At 61.4% G+C, this 23,102-nt stretch carries 19 protein-coding genes; 12 read left to right on the top strand and 7 right to left on the bottom strand.

Translation table 11 applies throughout. The features are described from left to right. Positions 1–399: 399 nt before the first annotated feature. From R6X40_RS17065 to R6X40_RS17035, 7 genes are all read left to right on the top strand, one after another. Positions 400–1,344: an ornithine cyclodeaminase family protein gene (locus tag R6X40_RS17065; protein ID WP_318414970.1), complete on the top strand. Its 945-nt coding sequence runs from the start codon at positions 400–402 to the stop codon at positions 1,342–1,344. Between the two features lie 105 nt (positions 1,345–1,449). Next, the gene (locus tag R6X40_RS17060; RefSeq protein WP_412178396.1) at positions 1,450–2,688 is read left to right on the top strand and encodes an ABC transporter substrate-binding protein; all 1,239 of its coding nucleotides are present in this window, start codon (positions 1,450–1,452) and stop codon (positions 2,686–2,688) included. A gap of 37 nt (positions 2,689–2,725) precedes the next feature. Further along, the gene (locus tag R6X40_RS17055; protein ID WP_318414969.1) at positions 2,726–4,399 is read left to right on the top strand and encodes an ABC transporter permease; all 1,674 of its coding nucleotides are present in this window, start codon (positions 2,726–2,728) and stop codon (positions 4,397–4,399) included. Beyond that, positions 4,400–5,062, top strand: a complete 663-nt coding sequence (locus R6X40_RS17050) for an ATP-binding cassette domain-containing protein (RefSeq protein ID WP_318414968.1) — start codon at positions 4,400–4,402, stop codon at positions 5,060–5,062. Next, a complete protein-coding gene (gene hrpB / locus R6X40_RS17045) occupies positions 5,059–7,527 on the top strand; it encodes an ATP-dependent helicase HrpB (protein WP_318414967.1) in 2,469 nt (822 codons plus the stop codon). Before R6X40_RS17050 ends, hrpB begins: the two co-directional genes overlap by 4 nt. 31 nt (positions 7,528–7,558) lie before the next feature. Further along, entirely contained in the window at positions 7,559–8,863 is a 1,305-nt protein-coding gene (locus R6X40_RS17040) for an ActS/PrrB/RegB family redox-sensitive histidine kinase (protein WP_318414966.1), read from the top strand. 77 nt (positions 8,864–8,940) lie between these two features. After that, the gene (locus R6X40_RS17035; protein WP_318414965.1) at positions 8,941–9,522 is read left to right on the top strand and encodes an ActR/PrrA/RegA family redox response regulator transcription factor; all 582 of its coding nucleotides are present in this window, start codon (positions 8,941–8,943) and stop codon (positions 9,520–9,522) included. A gap of 9 nt (positions 9,523–9,531) precedes the next feature. On the opposite strand, the gene R6X40_RS17030 is transcribed toward R6X40_RS17035, so the two are convergent. Further along, entirely contained in the window at positions 9,532–10,065 is a 534-nt protein-coding gene (locus tag R6X40_RS17030) for an MmcB family DNA repair protein (RefSeq protein ID WP_318414964.1), read from the bottom strand. A gap of 180 nt (positions 10,066–10,245) precedes the next feature. Here R6X40_RS17030 and R6X40_RS17025 point away from each other — a divergent pair, with 180 nt between their 5' ends. Continuing rightward, positions 10,246–10,908 carry a L,D-transpeptidase gene (locus R6X40_RS17025; protein ID WP_318414963.1) on the top strand — a complete coding sequence of 221 codons (663 nt, stop codon included), beginning with the start codon at positions 10,246–10,248 and terminating at the stop codon, positions 10,906–10,908. 730 nt (positions 10,909–11,638) lie between these two features. Here R6X40_RS17025 and R6X40_RS17020 read toward each other — a convergent pair. Together R6X40_RS17020 and R6X40_RS17015 are read right to left on the bottom strand one after the other, a co-directional pair. Next, the gene (locus R6X40_RS17020; RefSeq protein WP_318414962.1) at positions 11,639–13,807 is read right to left on the bottom strand and encodes a malate synthase G; all 2,169 of its coding nucleotides are present in this window, start codon (positions 13,805–13,807) and stop codon (positions 11,639–11,641) included. Between the two features lie 109 nt (positions 13,808–13,916). Continuing rightward, positions 13,917–15,917 carry a hydantoinase/oxoprolinase family protein gene (locus R6X40_RS17015; protein ID WP_318414961.1) on the bottom strand — a complete coding sequence of 667 codons (2,001 nt, stop codon included), beginning with the start codon at positions 15,915–15,917 and terminating at the stop codon, positions 13,917–13,919. Between the two features lie 143 nt (positions 15,918–16,060). Here R6X40_RS17015 and R6X40_RS17010 point away from each other — a divergent pair, with 143 nt between their 5' ends. Further along, positions 16,061–16,672, top strand: a complete 612-nt coding sequence (locus R6X40_RS17010) for a hypothetical protein (RefSeq protein ID WP_318414960.1) — start codon at positions 16,061–16,063, stop codon at positions 16,670–16,672. Here R6X40_RS17010 and R6X40_RS17005 read toward each other — a convergent pair. From R6X40_RS17005 to hslV, 4 genes are all read right to left on the bottom strand, one after another. Further along, positions 16,635–18,029 (bottom strand): cytochrome P450, encoded by a 1,395-nt coding sequence (locus R6X40_RS17005; RefSeq protein ID WP_318414959.1) that lies wholly within the window; start codon positions 18,027–18,029, stop codon positions 16,635–16,637. The genes R6X40_RS17010 and R6X40_RS17005 overlap by 38 nt on opposite strands. 81 nt (positions 18,030–18,110) lie before the next feature. Continuing rightward, positions 18,111–19,025, bottom strand: a complete 915-nt coding sequence (locus R6X40_RS17000; RefSeq protein WP_412178399.1) for a DUF1402 family protein — start codon at positions 19,023–19,025, stop codon at positions 18,111–18,113. 215 nt (positions 19,026–19,240) lie between these two features. Next, a complete protein-coding gene (hslU, locus tag R6X40_RS16995) occupies positions 19,241–20,548 on the bottom strand; it encodes an ATP-dependent protease ATPase subunit HslU (protein WP_318414958.1) in 1,308 nt (435 codons plus the stop codon). Positions 20,549–20,593: 45 nt separating this feature from the next. After that, positions 20,594–21,118 (bottom strand): ATP-dependent protease subunit HslV, encoded by a 525-nt coding sequence (gene hslV, locus R6X40_RS16990; RefSeq protein WP_318414957.1) that lies wholly within the window; start codon positions 21,116–21,118, stop codon positions 20,594–20,596. A 222-nt stretch (positions 21,119–21,340) separates the two neighbouring features. Here hslV and hisB point away from each other — a divergent pair, with 222 nt between their 5' ends. From hisB to hisH, 3 genes are all read left to right on the top strand, one after another. Further along, a complete protein-coding gene (gene hisB, locus R6X40_RS16985) occupies positions 21,341–21,949 on the top strand; it encodes an imidazoleglycerol-phosphate dehydratase HisB (RefSeq protein WP_113550848.1) in 609 nt (202 codons plus the stop codon). 74 nt (positions 21,950–22,023) lie between these two features. Next, positions 22,024–22,452: a DUF2628 domain-containing protein gene (locus tag R6X40_RS16980; protein WP_318414956.1), complete on the top strand. Its 429-nt coding sequence runs from the start codon at positions 22,024–22,026 to the stop codon at positions 22,450–22,452. Next, entirely contained in the window at positions 22,452–23,102 is a 651-nt protein-coding gene (gene hisH / locus R6X40_RS16975) for an imidazole glycerol phosphate synthase subunit HisH (protein WP_318414955.1), read from the top strand. The genes R6X40_RS16980 and hisH overlap by 1 nt, the downstream gene beginning before the upstream one ends.

The raw sequence follows: 23,102 nt of genomic DNA, 5'->3' as shown, positions 1-23,102 counted from the left end.
CCCGAGAGCCATCAGCGTTCCCGCCTGAAACCCACAATCCGCACCAAACTTTCGTAAGAAACTTCAGAGCGAGTTCGTCGGTCGCCAGCAGCGCCGCCGCCCTCGTTGGTGAGCGGTTTATAGTCCCACACCCCAAAAGAAGTCAACACAGACTGGGAAAGAAAATCATGTTTCTCGTAAGTTACTGTTATCGCTAGTGTATTACCGAAACAACCAAACACACCACAAAAACCATCGAAACACCCCGATTCCAACGCAAGAAATCTTGTCCAAATGCGCAAAAACGGGAATGGCGGGATCAGACGGTTATGCGCAGGCCGCACAACATCAAAACATCCTGTCCTTTTGTCACTTGCGCAACTCCTGCTAATCTCAGCCGACTTACCATGGGAGAAAGATATGCTGGTCCTGAATGAAGCCGAAACACGCGCGGCGCTGCCCTGGAGCGACCTTATAGAGGCGCTCAGAACGATGTTCCGCGACGGTTGCGAGATGCCGGTACGTCATCACCATGATGTGGAAGTTCCGGGCGAAGATGCCGCGACCTTGCTTCTGATGCCGGCCTGGCAGCCCGGCAGTTATATTGGGGTCAAGATGGTTTCGGTGTTTCCGGGCAATAGCGGCCGGAACCTGCCCGCCATCCATGGCAGCTATCTGCTTTCCTCCGGCAAGACCGGCCAGCTTCTAGCCATCATCGACGGTGCGGAGCTCACTGCGCGCCGCACGGCCGCCGCGTCAGCGCTCGCCGCAGACTATCTCGCCGTAAAGGATGCGCGACGCATGCTGATGGTCGGTGCCGGGCGGCTGTCGCAGAACCTGATCGAGGCGCACGCCTCGGTCCGGCCGATATCCGAAGTGACGATCTGGGCCCGCGATGCCCGTAAGGCCGAAATGACCGCGGCACAGCTTAATCTTCCCGGGATCTCGGTCTCCGTTGCAACGGATATAGAAGCCGCTGCCCGGCAGGCCGACATCATTTCCTGTGCCACCTTGTCCTCCGAGCCGCTGATCCGCGGCGACTGGTTGAAGGACGGCGCACATCTCGACCTCGTTGGCGCCTTCAAGCCGAGCATGCGCGAGAGCGACGACCGGGCTGTTGAGCGCGCCACGCTGTTTGTCGATACCCGTGACGGCGCGCTCACAGAAGGTGGCGATCTGGTTCAGCCGTTGCGGGCCGGGATCATTGCCGCCGGTTCAGTGCGGGCCGATCTGGCAGAGCTGACCGGCGGGCGGCATGCGGGCAGAACGACCCCAAGCGAAATCACCCTGTTCAAATCCGTCGGTGCAGCGCTCGAGGATCTGGCCGGGGCCGTTCTGGCCTTCGAGCGGTCACGACGCGGCTGATTACCCGTCACCGGATCGTGATGGCAGTTGCCTCCAACCTGCGTTGACGGATCGCGGCCTTGGCTTAGGTTGGGGCCGCGAATTTTGGGCACCAGTGGGGAAAGCATGATCAGATCGACACGACGGATGTTTACGCGGATGCTGCTCCTGGCTCCGCTGGCACTGGCTCCCCTCGAATCCGCGATGGCAACCGATGCTGCCAATTGGGACCAGGTGCTGGCCGAGGCACGCGGCGAGACCGTGTATTTCAACGCCTGGGGCGGTTCGGCCAATATCAACGCCTATATTCAATGGGCCGGTGATGTAGTGAAGGCGCGGTTCGGTGTTACGGTCGTGCAGGTCAAGCTAGACGATACGGCAAAGGCAGTGACAACAGTGCTTGCCGAAAAGACAGCCGGGCGCAACCAGCATGGTTCCGTCGATCTCATCTGGATCAATGGCGAGAATTTTGCCGCGATGAAGCGCCAGGACCTGTTGTTTTCTCCAGACTGGGCAACGAAGCTGCCGAACTGGGCTCTCGTCGATATCGGCAACCAGCCGACCACCACGACAGATTTCACCATTCCGACCGAAGGGCTGGAAAGCCCTTGGGGCGCGGCAAAACTGGTGTTCTTCTATGATGAGGCCCGCACGGCGCAGAAGGACCTGCCGGATTCGGCCAAGGACCTGCTTTCCTTTGCGCAAACCCATCCCGGCCGGTTTTCCTATCCTCAGCCGCCGGACTTTATCGGCTCGTCCTTTCTCAAGCAGGTGCTGAGCGAACTGATCGCCGACAAGGCGAAGCTGCAGAAACCGGTCGATGACGCGACGTTCGAACAGGATGTGGCACCGCTGTTTGCCTATCTCGACCAGTTGCATCCGCTGCTGTGGCGGAAGGGCAAGGCTTTTCCGCAAAACTATCCCGACATGAAGCAGAAGCTGGCCGATGGTGAACTCGACATCATCTTCGCCTTCAACCCGGCGGAAGCCTCGGCCGGCATCGCCGCGGGAGAACTGCCCGGCAGCGTCCGCTCCTTCGTGTTTTCGAAGGGAACGCTCGGCAACACGCATTTCGTCGGCATTCCCTATAATGCCAATGCCAAGGCGGGTGCTTTGGTGCTCGCCAACTTCCTGTTGTCACCGGAGGCGCAGGTGCGCAAACAGGATCCGAAAATCTGGGGGGATCCGACGGTGCTGGCGTTGGGCAAGCTGCCGGAGGCTGACCGGGCGGCGTTCGCAGCGCTTGATCTCGGCATCGCGACATTGCCGCCGGAAAAGCTTGGGCCTGCACTGCCCGAGCCGCATCCCGACTGGATGACGCGTATCGAGGCGGAATGGGTCAAGCGCTATGGAGCGGCAAACTGAGGAAAGCCACGTCCAGCCGCGGACTGGCGGTGAAACCATGAACCGCCGGTTCAGCGTCTCTGGTCTCGTGCTTGCAATGATCGGCCTGCCGATCCTGGCGGGACTTGCGGGTACGGCCGGGCCCGCGTTTGGTCTGTTACCCGCGCTCGGCGGGGGTCATCTGACGCTCGACCATTTTATTGACCTCGCAGCGCAGCCACACCTGTTGCGCTCGTCGCTGATCAGCTTTGCGACGGCGATCATGACCACCGGCATCTCGCTCCTCATCGTCATGCTGTTTACCGCTGGCTATGCCGGAACGCGGATGTTTTCGCGCATCCAGCATCTGGTTTCGCCGCTGCTTGCTATCCCGCACGCAGCCGCAGCCTTTGGGCTTGCCTTCCTTGTAGCTCCATCAGGATTGTTGCTGCGCCTCGTTTCACCGGATCTGACCGGCTATGTCAGCCCACCCGATTGGCTGGTGCCGCAGGATCCGCTGGGATTGACGATGATGGCAGGGCTTGTCGTCAAGGAAATGCCGTTTCTGTTCCTGGTCACGCTGGCAGCGCTGCCACAGGTGCCGCTGCGGCAGGCGCGCCAGCTTGCGGCCAGTCTTGGCTATGGCCGCATCCGGGGTTTTCTGATCTGCGTCTGGCCACTTCTTTACCGGCAGATCCGGTTGCCGGTCTTTGCCGTGCTTGCCTATGCCAGTTCCGTCGTCGATGTGGCGATGATCCTCGGTCCTGCCCTACCCGCGCCGCTTGCGGTGCGCATTACCGAATGGATGGCCGACAGCGATCTTCGGATGCGTTTTCTGGCTTCAGCAGGCGCGCTCCTGCAGCTTGGGCTCACCGTAGCGGCAATGCTGCTGTGGTTCGCCGGGGAAAAGATCGGGGCTCTTCTGCTGCGGCGGATATCCGGATCAGGCATTCGCAGGGCCGACGACCGGTTGCTGTGCAGGTCTGCTTGCGCCGCCATGGCCTTATCGGCAGCACTCGTCTTCCTCGGTCTTCTCGTCCTGTTCATGTGGTCGATTGCAGGTCTCTGGCCGTTTCCGGCCCTGCTGCCCGACATCACAACGCTTCAGCCATGGATGCGCGCCTTGCCGCACGCCGGGGCGGCGATAGAGACGACAATCTCGCTGGCAAGCAGCTCCGCGGCGATTGCTCTTCTGCTTGCCATCGGCCTCTTATGGCAGGGTAGCCCTCGGAACAGCCGCGCCCTGGGTGGCGTGCTCTACCTGCCGCTGATCGTGCCGCAGCTCTGCTTCGTCTTTGGCCTGCAAATTCTCAGCGTGGCGCTTGGGTTTGACGCATCCTTCGCGCTCCTGCTGTTCGTGCACCTGATTTTCGTGCTCCCCTATGTCGTTCTGTCCTTGTCGCAGCCCTGGCAGGCGCTCGACCGGCGCTACGAAACGCTGGCGGCGGGGCTCGGAAAATCGCCGTTGAAGATCCTGCTGCATGTCCGTCTGCCGATGCTGACACGCGCCTGCCTCACGGCCTTTGCCGTCGGATTTGCGGTTTCCGCCGGGCTCTATCTGCCGACGCTTCTGATCGGCGCGGGGCGGATCGTCACCATCACGACCGAGGCCGTGGCCCTGTCGTCCGGCGGTGACCGGCGAGCCATCGGCGTCTATGCGCTTCTGCAGACGCTGGTTCCGTTCGGCGGATTTCTGATTGCATCGCTGGTGCCACACTTGCTATTCCGCGATCGGCGCGCGATGAGGATTTGAATGAAACCCGACACGACAGACGGCCTGCATCTGGAGGCGATTTCCATCGCCCTGAACGGCCGAATGCTGCTCTCTTTGTCAGCGCATGTCCGGCCCGGTGAAATCCTGACGGTGATGGGGCCATCCGGCTCCGGAAAATCGGCGCTGCTTGCCTTTATAGGCGGTTTTCTCGATCCGGCCTTCACGGCCAGAGGCCATATCGTGATCAACGGTGATAATCTGACCGGCGTTCCGGCGGAAAAACGCCGGTGCGGCATGCTCTTTCAGGACCCTCTGCTGTTTCCACATCTTTCGGTCGGCGGCAATCTGCTGTTCGGATTGACGCCATCGATTGTAAAGCGGGACCAACGGCGGCGGATGGTGGAGCGGGCGCTGGCCGATGTCGAGCTGGAGGGTTTTTTCGATCGGGATCCGGCCACGCTCTCGGGCGGGCAGAAAGCCCGGGTGGCGCTCCAACGCGTGATGCTGTCGGCGCCGCGGCTGCTTCTGCTGGATGAACCCTTTTCCAAACTCGACAGCGACCTGCGGCAACAGACCCGCACACTGATTTTCTCGCGCGCGAAAGCCGCAGGCCTGCCCATACTTCTGGTGTCCCATGATCAGGCGGATGCGGACGCCGCTGGTGGACCTGTCGTTGTGGTCGGCGAGGATATTGACCGATGAGCGTGACGGACACACTCCCCGATCTCCCCGTCAAGACCATTCTGCCAGCGCTCGGCGAGGCGTTGACCCGGGCTCCAGCTGTCGTCCTGTCGGCACCGCCAGGTGCTGGCAAGACGACGCTCGTGCCGCTGTTTCTGCTGGATCAGCCCTGGCGCGGCGATGGCCGGATCATCCTGCTTGAGCCGCGCCGGCTCGCGGCCCGCGCCGCTGCCGGGCGCATGGCAAGCCTGCTCGGCGAGAACGTCGGCGATACGGTCGGCTACCGCATGCGGCTCGACAGCCGGATTTCGGCGAAGACCCGCATCGAAGTGGTGACTGAAGGTGTTTTTGCACGGATGCTGCTGGACGATCCGGAATTGCCGGGTGTTGCAGCAGTGCTTTTCGACGAGTTTCATGAGCGGTCGCTGGATGCGGATTTCGGACTGGCGCTGGCGCTCGATGTGCAGCAGGCGCTGCGCGATGATCTCAAGCTGATCGTCATGTCGGCGACGCTGGATGTCGAGCGCGTGGCACACTTGCTCGGCGGAGCGCCTGTGATCGAAAGCCAGGGGCGCAGTTTCCCGGTGGATGTCCGCTATCGCGAACGGGCATCCACTGAACGGGTGGAAGATGCCGTGACGCGTGCCATCGTCGAGGCGCATCGCGAAGAAGCGGGTTCGATCCTCGCCTTCCTGCCGGGGCAGGCGGAAATCACCCGCACAGCCGAGAGGCTGACTGGCCGGTTTGGTCCGGAAACCATAGTTACACCGCTGTTCGGCAATCTCAGCCAGAAGGAACAGGATGCCGCCATCCGGCCGGCTGCAGCGGGAACACGCAAGATCGTGCTGGCAACCTCGATCGCCGAGACCTCGATCACCATCGACGGCGTGCGGATCATCATCGACAGCGGTCTTCAGCGGTTGCCCGCCTTTGAAGCGTCAACCGGCATTACCCGGCTGGAGACCGTGCGCGTTTCCCGCGCCTCCGCCGATCAGCGGGCGGGCCGCGCCGGGCGTACGGAACCCGGCATTGCCATCCGTCTGTGGCATCAAGGACAAACGGCAGCGCTGCCTGCCTTTACCCCGCCGCAGATCCTGTCCAGCGACCTTTCGGGCCTTGTGCTGGATCTCGCCCACTGGGGTGTCGCGGATCCGTCCGGTCTTGGTTTTCTCGATCCACCACCCGTGACGACATGGCAGGAGGCGAAGGCGCTTCTTGTTCAGCTCGGTGCGCTGGATATCAGCGGCGCGCTGACGGCAAGGGGCAAGCAAATTCGCCAGCTCGCTTTGCCGCCGCGTCTTGCCGCCATGGCCGTTTCGGCGGCGGAGGATGGCCGGGCCTATGAGGCATGTCTTCTGGCCGTGGTTTTGACCGAGCAAGGTTTGGGCGGCAACAGCATCGATCTGGAAGACCGGTTGCGGCGGTTCAAGTCCGAGCGCGGTGACCGCACTGATGCTTCGCGGGGCCTTGCCCGGCGAATGGCCAAGGGACTGGGTGCCGGCAAAGAGACCAACGAACCGGTTCAGCCCGGCATTCTCCTGATGCAGGCCTTTCCCGACCGGATCGCCCTGCAACGGGGCGGACGCGGCCGGTTCGTCATGGCCAATGGCCGTGGGGCCGAGCTGCCGGAGACCGAGCGCCTGGCCGGTGCCTCTATGCTGGTTATTGCCGACCTCACCGGCCGCGCCGGCGGGCAACGCATTCTGGCTGCCGCGGAAATCACCCGCGCCGATGTCGAAGCGCATATGCCGCAGGCGATCGTCCAGGAGGACCAGACATTCTTCGACCGGCCGAGCCGGCAGGTCCGGGCGCGGCGGGTGACGCGACTTGGCGCCATCGTTTTCGACGAGACGCCGCTCAGCAAACCAAAGGGCGAGGCGGCGGCCCGGGCCCTCGCCGATGGCGTTCGCCAGCTTGGGCTTGCCGTCCTGCCGTTTTCCAAGGAAGCGGCGCAATTGCGCGATCGCATCGGTTTTCTGTATCGCACGCTCGGCGAACCCTGGCCGGATATGTCGGATGAAAGCCTGCTGTCGCGGCTGGACGACTGGCTCGTGCCGTTCCAGCGTGACACGCGTGGTATCGACGACATCAATACCGGCAGCCTCTCGGAAGGCCTGCAATCACTCGTTCCGCATGACGTTGCCCGAGATCTTGCCCGACTGGCGCCGACGCATTTCGAAGCGCCAACCGGGCAGCGCCACCCGATCCGCTATGACGGCGACGAGCCAGTTCTGTCGATCCGTGTCCAGGAGCTGTTCGGGCTGAAGACGCATCCGGCAATCGGCGGCGGCCGGTTGCCACTGCTTCTGGAATTGATCTCCCCGGGCCATAAGCCGATGCAGACAACGCGCGATCTGCCCGGCTTTTGGGCCGGATCCTGGAAGGATGTGCGCGCCGACATGCGCGGGCGTTACCCGAAGCATCCCTGGCCGGAGGACCCGGCAAACGCCCCGCCGACGACACGGGCAAAACCGCGTGGTACATGAGGCTTCAATGGCATTAACGACAGGAAACCGGATGACAACCGCCGCACTTGACGGGGAAGAAGCCGCCACAAGCCGCGTTCTGCGCTTGCAGACAATTGTCAGGCTGCGCTGGCTGGCCGTCGGCGGACAATCGATCGCGGTGATGATCACCGCTTTCTGGCTGCAGTTTCCGTTGCCATTGATTGCCTCCTGCTCGCTGATCGCGCTTCTCGCCTGGGTAAACGCCTATCTCACCATACGCTACCCGCCGACGCACCGGCTGCAGCCGCCGGCTGCCTTCGCCTTGCTCGGCATCGACCTTGCCCAGCTGACAGCGCTTTTGTTCATTACCGGCGGGCTGGCCAATCCGTTTGCGCCGCTGGTCTGTGTTCCCGTTATCATCTCGTCCGCATCGCAGCCGAAATGGCACAGCATCGCGCTGGCAAGCCTTGCGATCCTCGGCATTACGGGGCTCGCCTTCTCGCCTTTCCCCTTGCCCTGGTATCCCGGCGTCGTGCTTCTGATGCCGACGGTTCTGACAGTCGGCATCTGGTTTGCCATCGTCTCGACCACCGCCTTCGCCGCCTTCTACACCTACCGTGTATCGCTGGAGGCGAGCGAGCTGTCCGAGGCGTTGACGGCGACCGAACTGGTGCTGCAGCGGGAGCAGCATCTGTCGCAGCTCGACGGACTGGCCGCCGCCGCCGCCCACGAACTCGGCACCCCGCTTGCCACTATCAGCGTCGTTGCCAAGGAAATGGAGCGCGAACTGGGCGATGATCCGCGGTTTGGCGAGGACGTGCACCTGTTGCGCAGTCAGAGCGAACGCTGCCGGGATATCCTGAGACGGCTGACGACGCTGTCCTCCGAGAACGAAGCGCATATGCGGCACCTGCCGCTGTCGTCGCTGATCGAGGAGGTGATGGCGCCACACCGCGAGTTCGGCATCCAGATCAACCTTGTCGAACGGGGAGATCGCGCCAAGGAGCCGGTCGGCAACCGCAATGCCGGTATTCTCTATGGTCTCGGCAATCTGCTGGAAAACGCCGTCGATTATGCCAAGAAGGAAGTGACGGTGACTGTCACCCATACACCGGCGATCGTGTCCGTGGTCATCGAGGACGATGGCGACGGCTACGCACCGGATATTCTGAGCCGGATCGGCGAGCCCTATGTTACAAAACGCCAGAAGGATGATAGCGCTGGCGGCCTGGGTCTTGGATTGTTTATTGCGAAGACGCTGCTGGAGCGCTCGGGCGCCAAGCTGACTTTCGAAAACGGTGGCCCGGAAAAGCCCGGCGCCCGTGTCAGCGTCGAATGGCCGCGCATCCTGATGGACACAAATCAGTCGAAATGACTTTACGGAATTTTACACCGGGAATAAGCAAACTTACATAGAGTGCAACAACAAGAGACTGCACCGAGGATTGCGACATGACGGAAAAACTCACCGAACACGAAAGCGCACCGAGTGATGCTGCCCTGATCGGCGCTGATACGTCCCTTCTCATCGTCGATGACGACGCGCCCTTCCTGCGCCGGCTCGGCCGCGCCATGGAAACTCGCGGTTTCGCCGTCGATGTCGCCGAATCGGTTGCAGAAGGCATCGCCAAGGCCAAGACCCGCCCGCCGAAATACGCGGTGGTTGACCTCAGGCTCGGCGACGGCAGCGGTCTCGACGTCATCGAAGCGATCCGCTCGCGCCGCGACGACACGCGTATCATCATGTTGACCGGCTACGGAAATATCGCCACCGCCGTCAACGCGGTAAAACTCGGGGCTGTCGATTACCTTGCCAAGCCCGCCGACGCCGACGACATCTTCGCGGCGCTGGTGCAGAAAGCCGGCGAACGCGCCGAGCCGCCAGAAAACCCGATGTCGGCCGACCGTGTTCGCTGGGAGCATATCCAGCGCGTCTATGAAATGTGCGAACGCAATGTCTCCGAGACTGCCCGCCGGCTCAACATGCACCGCCGCACGCTGCAGCGCATCCTGGCCAAGCGCGCGCCGAAGTAACGGCGCGTCTCAGCTTTCGCCGTCCAGCGCGCCCGAAACGATGTCGCGCATGTTCGGGCTGGTATCGCCTGCCCTGTCCGCAGACCATTCCGCCAGCATCAGCCGTTGGGCGGAGACACGCGCGAAATTCAGGGTGACTGATTTGCGCGTCGGTGCTGACAGCTTATGTTCCGGCGCATCGCGGATCATCTCGGCGTCATAACCATCCGACAACAACAGCCCGCATTCCTGCGGAAAAATATCCAGCGGCACGCCGCTATGGGTGGCGAAATAGAGCCGGTCGGAATGCATCCGGTAGTCCGGCCATTTGCGGTCCACCTTGAAATCCTCGATCGATGTCTTGATTTCGACAATCCAGATTTCACCTTTCGGCGAAATGGAAATCAGATCGGCACGCCTGCCACTGGCCAGCGTCAGTTCCGGCAGCACCGCATGCCGCAATTCATGCAGGTAACGCTGCACACCGCGGCGGACCATCAGCGCACGTTGCGACTGCCGGCCGTCGATCAAGGGACTATCATTGTGGATAGAAAGAATCGCCATACTTTAAACTGTCTCACACGACCGCTTTTGTTGCAAAAAAACAATCCGCCGGGAATTTGCACTGCCGCAAAAAAATGCCGCAACGCATTCCCTTGCAATCAGGCGGGAATCGCAAATAAACCATAATCACTGGTGGTCGAGACGACCCAGATATTCTTTGCCTCATTTTAAGAGATCCCCATGCGCCTCCGCAATGCATTCCTGCTGTGCAGCCTCGCGGCCACTCTCGCTTTGGCCAGTTGCTCCACCGCGCCGATCGCTCCCCTCGGCGAAAAAGTCGCGACCAACCAGATTTTCTCGGACGGCTACGGCCCAGTCGAGGATCATGGCTACGCCCTGCCGGCGATCCCGATCAACAAGGTCAACGAGCGCTTTCACCGCCAGATCGTCGATTACGCCACGGCTGAAAAGCCCGGCACGATCATCGTGAATACGCCGAACCGCTTCCTTTACTTCGTGCTGCCCGGCGGCAAGGCTGTTCGCTACGGCATTGGCGTCGGCAAGGCCGGTTTCGCATGGGAAGGCCGCGCCTACGTCGCCTGGAAGCAGGAATGGCCAACATGGCATCCGCCGAAGGAAATGGCCGTACGCAAGCCGGACGTTGCCCAGTATGTCGAGAACGGCATGGGTCCAGGCCTGCGCAACCCGCTCGGCGCGCGCGCCATGTATCTGTTCAACGATGAAGGCAAGGACACGCTGTTCCGCATCCACGGTTCGCCGGAATGGGCCTCGATCGGCACCGCCGCTTCGTCCGGCTGCATCCGCATGATCAACCAGGACATCATCGACCTCTACGCCCGCGTTCGTCCAGGCAAGAACACCCACGTCATCGTTCAGCAGTAACGAGACTAACTATTCATCGCAGACACTTTCAAATCCCCGGCTTGCCCGGGGATTTTTGATTCCGGACCTGCACGTTACCGGCAGATCGTCTCGCGGGCTTCTCTTTTCGATACGGGTTCGCATGCGCACGGCGGGAAACCGCCTGCGATTTTCAAAGAACATGGAGAGCGCACGCGGATGCGGGGCCTCTCGAAACAATTTTAACATGGCTCCGCTTCCGCGTGGCCTTTGGCTTGTTTCAGGGCTTCCGGCCCCTACGAATGGCGGCCCTTGTCTCGCCGCATCCCGGCCTTTGCGCCAGAACTTGCATGGCTAAACCAAACCGCAGCCTGGAAACCGCGGGGGAGACGTTTTTAAGGCGGTTTCCCGCCCGGGCACCAACCCCCGCCTGCAGAACCGCACGTTACGGCCATGACGACGGGCACCAGCCTCCTCCTGTCCACGACCGTCTCGCGCAACACTCCGGCGGTGGAGGCTCGAACAGTATGACCGGTATTTTCGAGGCGGGGAAAAGCGGGGATGATTTTTTTCGAGGCACCTCCTTTTCCGAACACGGGAGAAGGTGGTCCCAGAGGGCCGGATGAGGGGAGATGCACATTGACGTGTGTCTCCCCTCATCGCCTCACGGCATTCGGCACTTCTCCCCGCTGGGGAGAAGAAGGGGCTTTGGGCGGCTTCCAGTATTCCCGCGCGATTCACGTGGAACAGGGAAGCCTTCCGAAACGGCCGATTAAGCGGCCTGACTTGCCTTCAGTTCCAGACGGCGGCGGTGCAGGACCGGCTCGGTGTAGCCGTTCGGCTGCTCACGGCCCTTCAAGACCAGTTCGAGCGCTGCCTGGAAGGCGATGGAACCGTCGAAATTGCCGGCCATCGGCGTGTAGGCCGCATCACCGGCATTCTGGCCATCGACGACGGCTGCCATACGCTTCATCGTTTCGACGATCTGCGCCTCGGTCACCACGCCATGATGCAGCCAGTTGGCCATATGCTGGGCGGAGATGCGCAGCGTGGCGCGGTCTTCCATCAGGCCGATATTGTTGATGTCCGGCACCTTGGAGCAGCCGACGCCCTGATCGATCCAGCGGACCACATAGCCGAGAATCCCTTGCGCGTTGTTGTCCAGCTCGCGCTGGATTTCCGCTGCCGTCCAGTTCGGCCGCGATGCGACCGGAACGGAGAGAATATCGCTGAGTTTTGCCCGTACCCGGCTCTTCAGGCCTGCCTGAACGGCTGCAACATCGACCTTGTGATAGTGGGTCGCGTGCAGGGTCGCGGCTGTTGGCGACGGAACCCAGGCGGTGTTGGCGCCGGCCTTCGGATGAGCGATCTTCTGTTCCAGCATAGCCGCCATCAGGTCCGGCATGGCCCACATGCCCTTGCCGATCTGCGCGTGGCCGGCAAGGCCGCATTCGAGGCCGATATCGACGTTCCAGTTTTCGTAAGCCGCGATCCACGCTGCCTGCTTCATATCGCCCTTGCGAATCATTGGGCCCGCTTCCATCGACGTGTGCATTTCGTCGCCGGTGCGATCGAGGAAGCCGGTGTTGATGAAGACGACGCGTTCTTTTGCCGCGCGGATGCATTCCTTGAGGTTGACCGTGGTGCGGCGTTCCTCATCCATGATGCCCATCTTCATCGTATTCGGCGCCATCCCGACCGCCTGCTCGACGCGGCTGAAGATTTCGGACGCAAACGCAACCTCTTCCGGTCCATGCATCTTCGGCTTGACGACATACATCGAGCCTTCGCGCGAGTTCATCCGGCGGCCGTTCGGGCCGATATCGTAAAGCGCGATCAGGCCGGTGATCATGGCATCCATGATGCCTTCCGGAACTTCGTTGCCATCGCGGTCAAGGATCGCCGGATTGGTCATCAGGTGACCAACATTGCGCACCAGCATCAGCGCGCGGCCCTTCAGCGAAACCTCTCCACCCTGCGGTGCGGCAAAGCCCAGATCCGGATTAAGCTTGCGGACAAACGTCTTGCCACCCTTGCTGACCTCTTCCTGCAGGTCGCCCCGCATCAGGCCCAGCCAGTTGCGATAGACGACGATCTTGTCCTCGGCATCGACGGCAGCAATCGAATCCTCGCAATCCATGATCGCGGTGATGGCCGATTCGAGGATGACATCAGAGATATTGGCGCCGTCGTCCTTACCGGTAGCCGTCGACGCGTCGATGACAATCTCGATATGCAGGTTGTTCTTTTTCAAAAGCAGATGCGATGGCGAGGTCTTGTCGCCCCGATAGCCGGCGAACTGACCGGCATCGGCAAGCTTTACCGCGCCTGATGCGGTCGATATCGACAAGGATGCGCCATCAACGGCAAACCCTGTGACATCGCTCCAGCTGCCTGCCGACAACGGCGCGCTGGCATCGAGAAAACCACGTGCCCAGGCGATGACCTTCTGGCCGCGAACCGGGTTGTAACCCCTGCCCTTTTCAGCGCCGCCATCCTCGGCAATCGCATCCGTGCCGTAGAGCGCATCGTAGAGCGAACCCCAGCGCGCATTGGCGGCATTCAGCGCATAACGTGCGTTCATCACGGGAACGACGAGCTGTGGCCCGGCGATGGTGGCGATCTCGGGATCGACATTGCTGGTGGAGACCGTGAAATCCGGACCTTCCGGCAGGAGATAGCCGATCTCCTTCAGGAAGCCTTCATAGGCCGCCATATCGACCGGCGCGCCATTCTGACGGTACCAGTTGTCGAGCTTTTCCTGCAGCGCGTCGCGCTTGGCCAGCAAATCGCGGTTTTTCGGGGCGAGGTCGTGGACAATCTGCGAGAAGGCGGCGAAGAACTGGTCTACATTCACGCCAGTGCCGGGCAGTGCCTCTTTGACGAGAAATTCGTGCAGATCCGCATCGATTTCCAAACCATTCTTTTCTATCCGGCCCATCGGCAACTCCATGATTTAACGCTTTAATATAAGAGGGCGCAGTCTCTCATGCTTTCATTCCCTGTCAATCCAGCAAGAATGCGAAGAATTATTTCCAAAATGGAACAAATCAAATGTGCGCCACGCGCGGGCGGCCGCTGGCTGTGGCGGTGAACCGGGCTTCGACCAGCTTGCGGCTGCCTTCGATTTCCGGCGCATCGATCTCCTCGCGCATCACCAAAGCTGGCTCGTCAGCGCCGTTTGACCGCGCCGATGCCAAGGCGGCGGCTTGAGCCCGCTCACGTGCCGCGCCAAAAGCCTGTTCCTGATCCAGGAAGCGGCTGCTCGGACCGGCACCGTTGACGATGAAGATACCCTCTTCCGGCGCCGAAACAAACACTGTTACCGAGGCTCTTACCTGCCCGACGATAGCGCCGACGGCATTGGCAACCCCCGCTTCCGCGGGTATCGACGATTCGGCGCCGAGCATCTCTGCGATAGCCGGATAATAGACCGGCGCAGATGCGCCGAGACCCACCAGCGGACGATCGAGAGACAGCGAAAAGGCGACGATGCCCGGTTCACGCTTTAGCGCCCGATCGACGGCAAGCGACACGGCAGGATCGATGGCCGCGCCATCTTCCGCCAGACAGGAAGAGAGAATGACCTCGGCAGACTGGCGGGTGAGCCGGGCAACGATCATCTCTGACAGTGCTTCAGCCGACGCGGCGATCGGCTTGCCCGAGCCATCTTTCACCCGCGCGGCAAGCTCTGCACCCAGCCGGGCTGCCGTTGCATTCCACTGGTTCTGCCGCCCCAGCACATGCATGGCGTCGGACGGGGTAAGACCACAGATATGGACGAGGCCCCGCGCCACCAGCCTGTCCAGCGTCGCCTTCTGCAAGGTGCTGGTCAAAAGGCCCTCCAAGGCCACCGGCACCGCGCCAATCCGCTCGTACAGGGCCAGTTCCTGCGGCTGCAGGCCGCTTGCCAGATGATCGGGAAGCCCGGTTCGCACGGCCAGACGGCCATCGTAGCGGCCGACATGAGCGGTGCGCAGCTGGCGCTCGAGCACGGAAATAACGGCAGCCTCATGTTCGACGGCTGCAAGGCTGAGGGGCAGAAACCGGCGCGGGCCGAGATCGATCTTCGCTTGCAGCCCGCGATCGTTGATACGGACTTCCGAATCACCGCCGAGCCCGAATGTGCGCATGGCCACCGCCTCGACCATGGTGCGGAAACCGCCGACGACAGCGCCTTCGCCATCCAGGCGGGGGCGTCCCTGGTCAAGCACAGCCACATCCGTGGTGGTGCCGCCGATATCGGAGACGACAGCATTGTCGAGGCCAGTGAGATGCCGGGCGCCGACAAGGCTTGCTGCCGGGCCGGAGAGAATGGTTTCGATGGGCCGCAACCGCGCTTCCGCCGCTGAAATCAGCGCGCCGTCGCCGCGCACGACCATCATCGGCACATCGATGCCACGCGCCTTCAGAAAGCCCTCGCAGGCACCGATCAGCCGGTCGATCATCGAGACGAGGCGGGCGTTGAGAAGGGTCGTCAGAGCCCGGCGCGGACCGCCAAGCTTCGAGGACAGCTCATGACTGCAGGTGACCGGGAGATGCGACACTTCGCGGATGCGGTCACGCACCCGCTGTTCGTGAGCCGGATTCCGGACAGCGAAATATCCCGCCACAGCGAAGGAGGAAACCTGGGTCGTGAGCTGTGGCAGAGCTTCGTCGAGCAGCGTCATGTCCAGCAGCGTCTCGCCGCCATGGACATTATGGCCACCGGGCAGGAAGATGACCGGATCGGTCCCCAGCGCGTCCTGCAGCCCATCGCGCTTCAGGTCTTCCGGGGAAAAACCAATCATCACCAGGCCGGCGCGGCCGCCCTGTCCCTCAACCAGCGCGTTGGTGGCCAGCGTCGTCGACAGCGAAACCAGACCGATGGCGGATGCCGGTGCTTTTGCCTGCTCCAGCACCGCCTCGACAGCACCGGCGATGCCGACCGACAGATCGTGGCGCGTGGTCAACGCCTTTGCCTTGGCGATAACGCCATGGGTTTCACTGAAAAGAACCGCGTCGGTATAGGTTCCGCCGGTGTCGATACCGAGGAGGAGATGGTCAGTCACGAGAGTGTCCATTCGGATAGCACCGGAAACCCGGCTTCAAAGGATATGGACGAGGTGATATGACATCTTTCAGCGAAAGGCCATCGCTTCGCCGACATCGGCACCAAGGCTGCGCGACACTGCTAGAAAGCAAGGATCATGGCATGACCCGTTTATCCCGCATGCTCTTTCTGGCCCTCGCGTTTGCAGGGGCGCTCTCATTGCCCGCCTTCGCGCAGGAGGCGGATGACGAAGAAGAGTACAAGCCCGTACTCCCGGATGTCGCCATCTACAAGGCGATGCTCGACGCCAACAAGCAGACCGGCTGGATCCAGTTCCGCAATTACGACGACAAGCAGCTGATCTATTTCACTGCGCTGCAGACCATGCATTGCCGGCTCTCGGAAATCCGCTATTCGGTCAATTCCGACACGCTCGACAAGCGTTTTCCGCTTGGCAAATGCAATCCGCAGATCCCGTTCAACCTGCCAGACAGCGATACCAACGAATATATCTACATCTCGCTGCCGGCCGGCGAGGCAAAGACGCTGGCCATTCAGGCCGTCTGGGACGATGGTGCCGGCAGCGAGATCGTCGTCTACAAGCCTTGCGAGGGCGTTGGCGACGCCACGTGCGCGGCGATCAAGACGATCAAGCGGCCGAAGAAACAAATGCAGGAGCCTGTGGCTTCCGATTCGCCGATCCGGGCCGTGCAATCGGAAACGCCGGGCAAGACATTCAGCGCACCGACACCTTCATCGGCAGCCCGCCCCTAGGCTGGGTGGTCAGCCGCTGCACCGGCCAGGGTTTTGTCTCAGGCGTCACATCAAACCGGAAGCGTTTCATCAACACACCAAGCGCAATCACCGCTTCCTGCAGCGCGAACGTCGCGCCGATGCAGATACGCGGTCCGGCACCGAACGGCAGGTATTGGAACCGATGTAGCTTGTCGCGATTTTCCGGCAGGAAGCGTTCCGGCATGAAGGCCCGTGGCCGGTCCCAGTAGAGCGCATGACGATGCAACGTCCAGGGCATGATCAGAACCGCAATGCCCTTGGGGATATCCACCCGCTCACCCTCGGGAGAGATCCAGGAATCCGCTTCGATGGCGGCGCGGTTGATCGAGGGGGCCGGCGGATAGAGCCGCATGGCCTCTTCAAAGGAAGCCCGCACATGCGGCATCAGATCCAGCCAGTCGACCGGCTCGGCTCCGCTCGACAGAACCGCGTCGATCTCGGCTTCCATGTTTTCGCGGATATGCGGAGAATTGGCGATACAATAGAGCGTCCAGGCGAGTGCCCGGGCCGTGGTTTCGTGGCCAGCGCCTATGAAAGTCAGGATATTATCGGCGATCTCATCGGTCGAAAGGCCCTGCGGCCGCTCGAGTTGCAGGAGCAATGTCAGGAAATCCTGCGGGGCTGCTTCCGGGTCCTCCCGCATCAGCCGCCGCCGCTGGTCCATGGTTTCGGCCACGATCCCCTGGAACTCGGCCATCACCTTGGCGCCGCCGATGCGGGTGAGCCGTGGCACCCAGGACGGCGCCAGCAAAATGTCCATCGGATCGACGCGGCCCATCCGGTGCAGCAGCCGTTCGACACTATCGGCAAAGCCCTCTGTCTCGGCAGCGATCTGCCCGGAAAACAGCGTTTCCGACAGGATCTGATAGGTCAGCTCCGTCATGTCGTTGGCGATATTGACGATTTCACCGCTTGCGGCTGCTTCGTCGTATTTGTCGGCATATTCCTCGGTCTTCGACAGCATCTGCTTGGCAAAACCCCAAGCATGGCGTGGCGTGAACACCGGCGCCATGGCCTTGCGCGACCGCTTCCAGACCTCGCCTTCAGCCGTCAGCAACCCATCGCGCAGGATCGGCCGTAGGATGAGGCGGCGGACCTTGGACATTTCGTAATTCGCGGCATTCTCGACGAGGATATAGCGGATGAGGTCGGGATCATTGACGATCAGGGTGCGCTGGGTAACGAACTTCGTGTCGATCCATGGCAAGGTGTAAGAAGGCTCGCCCCACAGTTCCAGCGGATTGCGCATCACCGTGCGGATGATCTGGAGACGCGACGGCGGCACCGTGCGCGGGATAGGTGCTGGTGGTTCGAACGGTTCGGGTCTCATATCCATGACGATACTTTCCATGCGCCGCCGGGCGTCAACCGCAGCAAACGATCATCCTCACATGAAGATAAGGCGATTTCAGGAAAGTTAAAGCAGCGACTTCAGGTCGGCGAGCTTGTCGTTGACCAGCCAGCCGTAATAATTTTCCTCGGGCCACTGCACCGCGCCACCCTTGTTCTTCGCGGCAAGAGCCGCCGCGCGCTGGTCGGGATTGCCGACATTGTAGAGCGTCGAGGTGATGCCGGGATTGTCGGAAATATCCATGCCGGCGATCGACTTGTAGGCGTCGATCGAGTGGCGGATCGAGGCGGCCATATAGGCGAGCGACTGATCAGGATCCATGATCGCCTTGTAGACGTCGGCGGCATCGTTTTCGTCGAGCCGCTCATAGCCGGACACGCGCGATACCATATCGGTCAGCATCAGGGCCGTCAGAGGATTGATCTGGCCGAGGCCAAAGGTCTGGCCGGCAAAGAATGGCTGGAAGAACACCGCGCTGAAGCGATTGTTCGGATAAGACGTGCCACCGACCGTATTGCCACGGAACTGGCTGTCCCAGACGCTTTCGCGGCAGCTCCAGAGCGCATAGGAACTTTTCTTGGCCGCGCATTTGGAAAACTCCGGCCGCGCCACGAATTGCGCCACCGTTTCGCCCTCATAACCGAAGCGGAAACTGTCGCCGGCATAGGCGGCGGCCTTGACGTAATAGGACTGCAGCCGGTCATAGGCATCGACATTGTACGTATGCTCGCCGACGATCGCGCCGATCATGTGGATCGGGTCGATGCCATAGGCGCGTGCTGTCGACTTGATCTTGCCCATCAGCTTGCTGTCATTGGCCAGCAGATTGCGCACCTTGTCGTATTTCGCATCGAAAGACGTCCGGCCAGCCTTGGTCCGCCGCACCGAAGCGCCGGGAACGCCCGGTTGCTCCTGGTAGCGATTGCCCTCGGGCACCACACGAATGCCATCCGCCAAAGCGGGGCCGGTGACGGCAATCATGGCCGCGACGAAAAGCATTTGAAGGATAGGGCGCACGCTATGTTTCCTGTGAACCAATCTTGACGTTCCGGATGTGCCGGAACGCATGCGGCAAAATCGTGCCGGAATTGTGCCCGGCACCGGCGAAAGCCTTATCGCGTATGGGTATCACAAACAACAAGGGCACCTGCCATTATAGCAAGTGCCCCAATCGTTAACAAACGGCCGTTGCAAATTTACAGAATGTAACGCGACAGGTCCGTATTGGCGGCGAGATCGCCGACGTGCTTCTGGACGTAATCCGCATCGATCGTCAGCGCCTCGCCGGACTTGTCCGGAGCGGCATAGGAGATCTCGTCCAGCACGCGCTCCATCACCGTCTGCAGACGCCGCGCACCGATATTTTCAACGCTGGTGTTGAGCTTGACCGCAACATCCGCCAACGCATCGAGTGCGTCTTCGGTGAAGTCCAGATTGACACCTTCGGTTTCCAGAAGCGCCTTGTACTGACGGATCAGGCTAACTTCGGTTTCCGTCAGGATGCGGCGGAAGTCTTCCTTGGTCAGCGCCTTCAGCTCGACGCGGATCGGCAAACGCCCCTGCAGTTCCGGCAGAAGATCCGATGGCTTGGAAACGTGGAAGGCGCCGGATGCGATGAACAGGATATGGTCGGTTTTCACCGGGCCATATTTCGTTGCCACCGTCGTGCCTTCGACGAGCGGCAACAGGTCGCGCTGTACGCCTTCACGTGAAACACCGGCACCCATGCCGCCATCGCGGGCAGCGATCTTGTCGATCTCGTCGAGGAAGACGATGCCGTCATTCTCCGCCGAGCGAACAGCTTCGCGCTGGATCTCTTCGTTGTCGAGCAGCTTGTCGGATTCGTCGTTGATCAGGATGCCGTAGCTTTCCTTGACCGTGGTGCGAACCTTCTTGGTGCGCTGGCCCATCGCCTTGCCGAACATTTCCGACAGGTTCAAGACGCCGATATTGGCACCCGGCATGCCGGGGATTTCGAAACCGCCGCCGGGCGTCGCCGTATCGGCTATCTCGATGTCGATTTCCTTGTCATCCATTTCGTTGGCCCGCAACTTCTTGCGGAAACTGTCGCGTGTGGCCGGCGAGGACGTCGCGCCGACCAGCGCGTCAAGCACCCGCTCTTCGGCATTCAGATGTGCCTTGGCCTTGACGTCGGCGCGTTTCTTTTCGCGCACCAGACCGATGCCGACCTCGACGAGGTCGCGGATGATCTGCTCGACGTCACGACCGACATAGCCGACTTCGGTGAATTTCGTTGCCTCGACCTTGATGAAGGGCGCACCGGCAAGCTTGGCGAGACGGCGGGAAATCTCCGTCTTGCCGACACCGGTCGGGCCGATCATCAGGATATTCTTCGGCATGACTTCGTCACGCAGCTCATCCGAGAGCTGCTGGCGGCGCCAGCGGTTGCGCAGCGCGATGGCGACGGCGCGCTTGGCATCGTGCTGGCCGATGATGAACCGGTCGAGCTCCGACACGATTTCGCGGGGTGAAAATGTGGTCATGATCTTCTTTCAAAAATAAGCCGGTTACGCCGAACGTCCTCGCGGTTACGCTGCGTCGAGCGTTTCCACGACGATATTGCCATTGGTGTAGACGCAGATGTCGGCGGCGATTTCCATCGACCGGCGAGCGATCTCTTCGGCTGACTTGTCGGTATCCATGAGTGCCCGTGCCGCGGCGAAGGCATAATTGCCACCCGAGCCGATGGCGATCGTACCGTGTTCCGGCTCAAGAACATCGCCATTGCCGGTGATTGCCAGCGTGATCGACTTGTCGGCCACCAGCATCATCGCTTCGAGATTGCGCAGATATTTGTTGGTGCGCCAGTCCTTGGCAAGTTCGACGGCAGCGCGCATCAGCTGGTCCGGATACTGCTCGAGCTTGGATTCAAGCCGTTCCAGAAGCGTGAAGGCATCGGCGGTTGCGCCGGCAAACCCGGCGATCACGTCGCCCTTGCCAAGGCGGCGGACCTTGCGCGCGTTGCCCTTCATCACGGTCTGGCCGAGACTCACCTGACCATCGCCCGCCATCACCACGTGTCCGCCCTTGCGGACGGTAATAATCGTTGTCATGAAACCCACCCTGCCCGGCTTCCGGGCCTTTCAGATAGCCGAACACCGGCCCTGTTGAAACCTATGTAAGAGCCCTTTTGCCGATTGCAAATAGCCCGTGTCACGCTCCCTCGCCCTTGCCAATCCGGCTGCGTTTCGCATCCGCGAGAATCATGGCGGCAGTTCTGGATATTTCGCCCACCGCCTGATAAGGAGCGGCTCTATTACATTCGGGAGAAACTGATGGCCGACAAGCAAGTGAGCCGCACCGGCAGCGTTTCGCGCAAGACCAACGAAACCTCGGTGACCGTGTCCGTCAATATCGACGGCACCGGTACGTCGCGGATTGCGACCGGCGTCGGCTTTTTCGACCATATGCTGGAGCAGCTTTCCCGCCATTCGCTGATCGACATGGACATCGTTGCCGAAGGTGACCGCCATGTGGACGACCACCACACAGTGGAAGACACCGGCATCGCCATCGGCCAGGCGCTCTCCAAGGCGCTCGGCGACCGGCGCGGTATCACCCGCTATGCATCGCTTGATCTTGCCATGGACGAAACGATGACCCGCGCGGCCGTCGATGTGTCCGGACGTCCGTTCCTGGTCTGGAATGTGGACTTCTCCGCGCCAAAGATCGGCACATTCGATACCGAACTGGTGCGCGAGTTCTTCCAGGCACTGGCTCAGCATGGCGGCATCACGCTGCATGTGCAGAACATCTACGGCGCCAACAACCATCATATCTCCGAAACCTGCTTCAAGGCCGTTGCCCGCGTACTTCGCACGGCAACAGAGATTGATCCGCGCCAGGCAGGCCGCGTTCCCTCCACCAAGGGTACGCTGGTCTAACCGGCCCAGTTTGAAAGTTGGCTGATATGGCCTCTTATCTGGTTCTGACTTCTCCCGGCGCACCGCGACATGACGTGAGTGCCCGGTTCATCGCCGACAAGTTTTCTTGGGTTGCCTTCGTCTTTCCGGCGGTCTGGCTTCTGTTCCAGCGTCAATGGATGGCGGGTATCGCCATCGCAGTTCTTCAGGGTCTCATCGCTTTTGCGACCCCAGAGCCCAGCGTTTCCGGCTTCCTGATCGAACTGGCCCTGCGCCTGCTCGTCGCCCTCGAAGGCCCGACCTTTGTGGCCAGCCGGCTGCAAGCGTACGGCTGGACGTTGCAATCGATCATCCCCGCCGACGATCTGGCAACTGCCGAAATGATCTACGATCACGAGACAGCTGCAACGGCCGTCGGTACGGCCGAAGCGGCCTGGCAACCGCCCGTGCTGCCCACAGCAGCGGCAAAGCCCGCCGATGGTCGCGTGGCTGTCGGCCTGTTTGAAAATTATGGAGAACGCTGATGCGCGTTGCGATCATCGACTACGGATCCGGCAATCTGCGCTCGGCCACGAAAGCCTTCGAACGCGCCGCCCGTGAAGCCGGCATCGACGCCACGATCGAGCTGACCGACAAGGCAGACCGCGTCGCCAGCGCCGACCGGATCGTTCTGCCCGGCGTCGGCGCCTATGCCGACTGCCGCCGCGGCCTCGATGCAGTCGACGGCATGCGCGAAGCATTGTCGGAGGCGGTCGAAAAGTCCGCCCGGCCATTCCTTGGCATTTGCGTCGGCATGCAGCTGATGTCCGCGCGTGGCCTTGAAAAGACCACCACGCAGGGCCTCGGCTGGATCAAGGGTGACGTCGTCGAAATCGTTCCTGCTGATCCCACCCTGAAAATCCCTCAGATCGGCTGGAATACGCTGACGTTGAACAAGCCACATGCGCTGTTTGACGGCATCACTACTGGTGAGGACGGGCTGCACGCCTATTTCGTCCATTCCTACCATTTGGCCGTCGAAGATCCGGACGACCTGATTGCCACCACGACCTATGGCGGCACGGTGACGGCGTTCGTTGCCAGCGGCAACAAGGCCGGGGCGCAATTCCATCCGGAAAAGAGCCAGACGCTCGGCCTCGCCCTTATTTCGAATTTCCTGCGCTGGAAGCCCTGA

The sequence above is a fragment of the Rhizobium sp. PL01 genome (genome assembly GCF_033447125.1).
GTDB lineage: Bacteria > Pseudomonadota > Alphaproteobacteria > Rhizobiales > Rhizobiaceae > Pararhizobium.
This window is presented reverse-complemented; position numbering and strand designations above follow the sequence as displayed.

Bases quoted from the DNA above. Each gene is read 5' to 3' on its own strand.
- R6X40_RS17005 (WP_318414959.1), bottom strand. From the start codon at position 18,029: ATGGATATGAGACCCGAACCGTTCGAACCACCAGCACCTATCCCGCGC.
- R6X40_RS17040 (WP_318414966.1), top strand. From the start codon at position 7,559: ATGACAACCGCCGCACTTGACGGGGAAGAAGCCGCCACAAGCCGCGTT.
- hisH (WP_318414955.1), top strand. From the start codon at position 22,452: ATGCGCGTTGCGATCATCGACTACGGATCCGGCAATCTGCGCTCGGCC.
- hslU (WP_318414958.1), bottom strand. From the start codon at position 20,548: ATGACCACATTTTCACCCCGCGAAATCGTGTCGGAGCTCGACCGGTTC.
- R6X40_RS17030 (WP_318414964.1), bottom strand. From the start codon at position 10,065: ATGGCGATTCTTTCTATCCACAATGATAGTCCCTTGATCGACGGCCGG.
- R6X40_RS17055 (WP_318414969.1), top strand. From the start codon at position 2,726: ATGAACCGCCGGTTCAGCGTCTCTGGTCTCGTGCTTGCAATGATCGGC.
- R6X40_RS17060 (WP_412178396.1), top strand. From the start codon at position 1,450: ATGATCAGATCGACACGACGGATGTTTACGCGGATGCTGCTCCTGGCT.
- R6X40_RS17020 (WP_318414962.1), bottom strand. From the start codon at position 13,807: ATGGGCCGGATAGAAAAGAATGGTTTGGAAATCGATGCGGATCTGCAC.
- hisB (WP_113550848.1), top strand. From the start codon at position 21,341: ATGGCCGACAAGCAAGTGAGCCGCACCGGCAGCGTTTCGCGCAAGACC.
- R6X40_RS17010 (WP_318414960.1), top strand. From the start codon at position 16,061: ATGACCCGTTTATCCCGCATGCTCTTTCTGGCCCTCGCGTTTGCAGGG.
- R6X40_RS17000 (WP_412178399.1), bottom strand. From the start codon at position 19,025: ATGATTGCCGTCACCGGCCCCGCTTTGGCGGATGGCATTCGTGTGGTG.
- hrpB (WP_318414967.1), top strand. From the start codon at position 5,059: ATGAGCGTGACGGACACACTCCCCGATCTCCCCGTCAAGACCATTCTG.
- R6X40_RS17035 (WP_318414965.1), top strand. From the start codon at position 8,941: ATGACGGAAAAACTCACCGAACACGAAAGCGCACCGAGTGATGCTGCC.
- R6X40_RS17050 (WP_318414968.1), top strand. From the start codon at position 4,400: ATGAAACCCGACACGACAGACGGCCTGCATCTGGAGGCGATTTCCATC.
- hslV (WP_318414957.1), bottom strand. From the start codon at position 21,118: ATGACAACGATTATTACCGTCCGCAAGGGCGGACACGTGGTGATGGCG.
- R6X40_RS17065 (WP_318414970.1), top strand. From the start codon at position 400: ATGCTGGTCCTGAATGAAGCCGAAACACGCGCGGCGCTGCCCTGGAGC.
- R6X40_RS17025 (WP_318414963.1), top strand. From the start codon at position 10,246: ATGCGCCTCCGCAATGCATTCCTGCTGTGCAGCCTCGCGGCCACTCTC.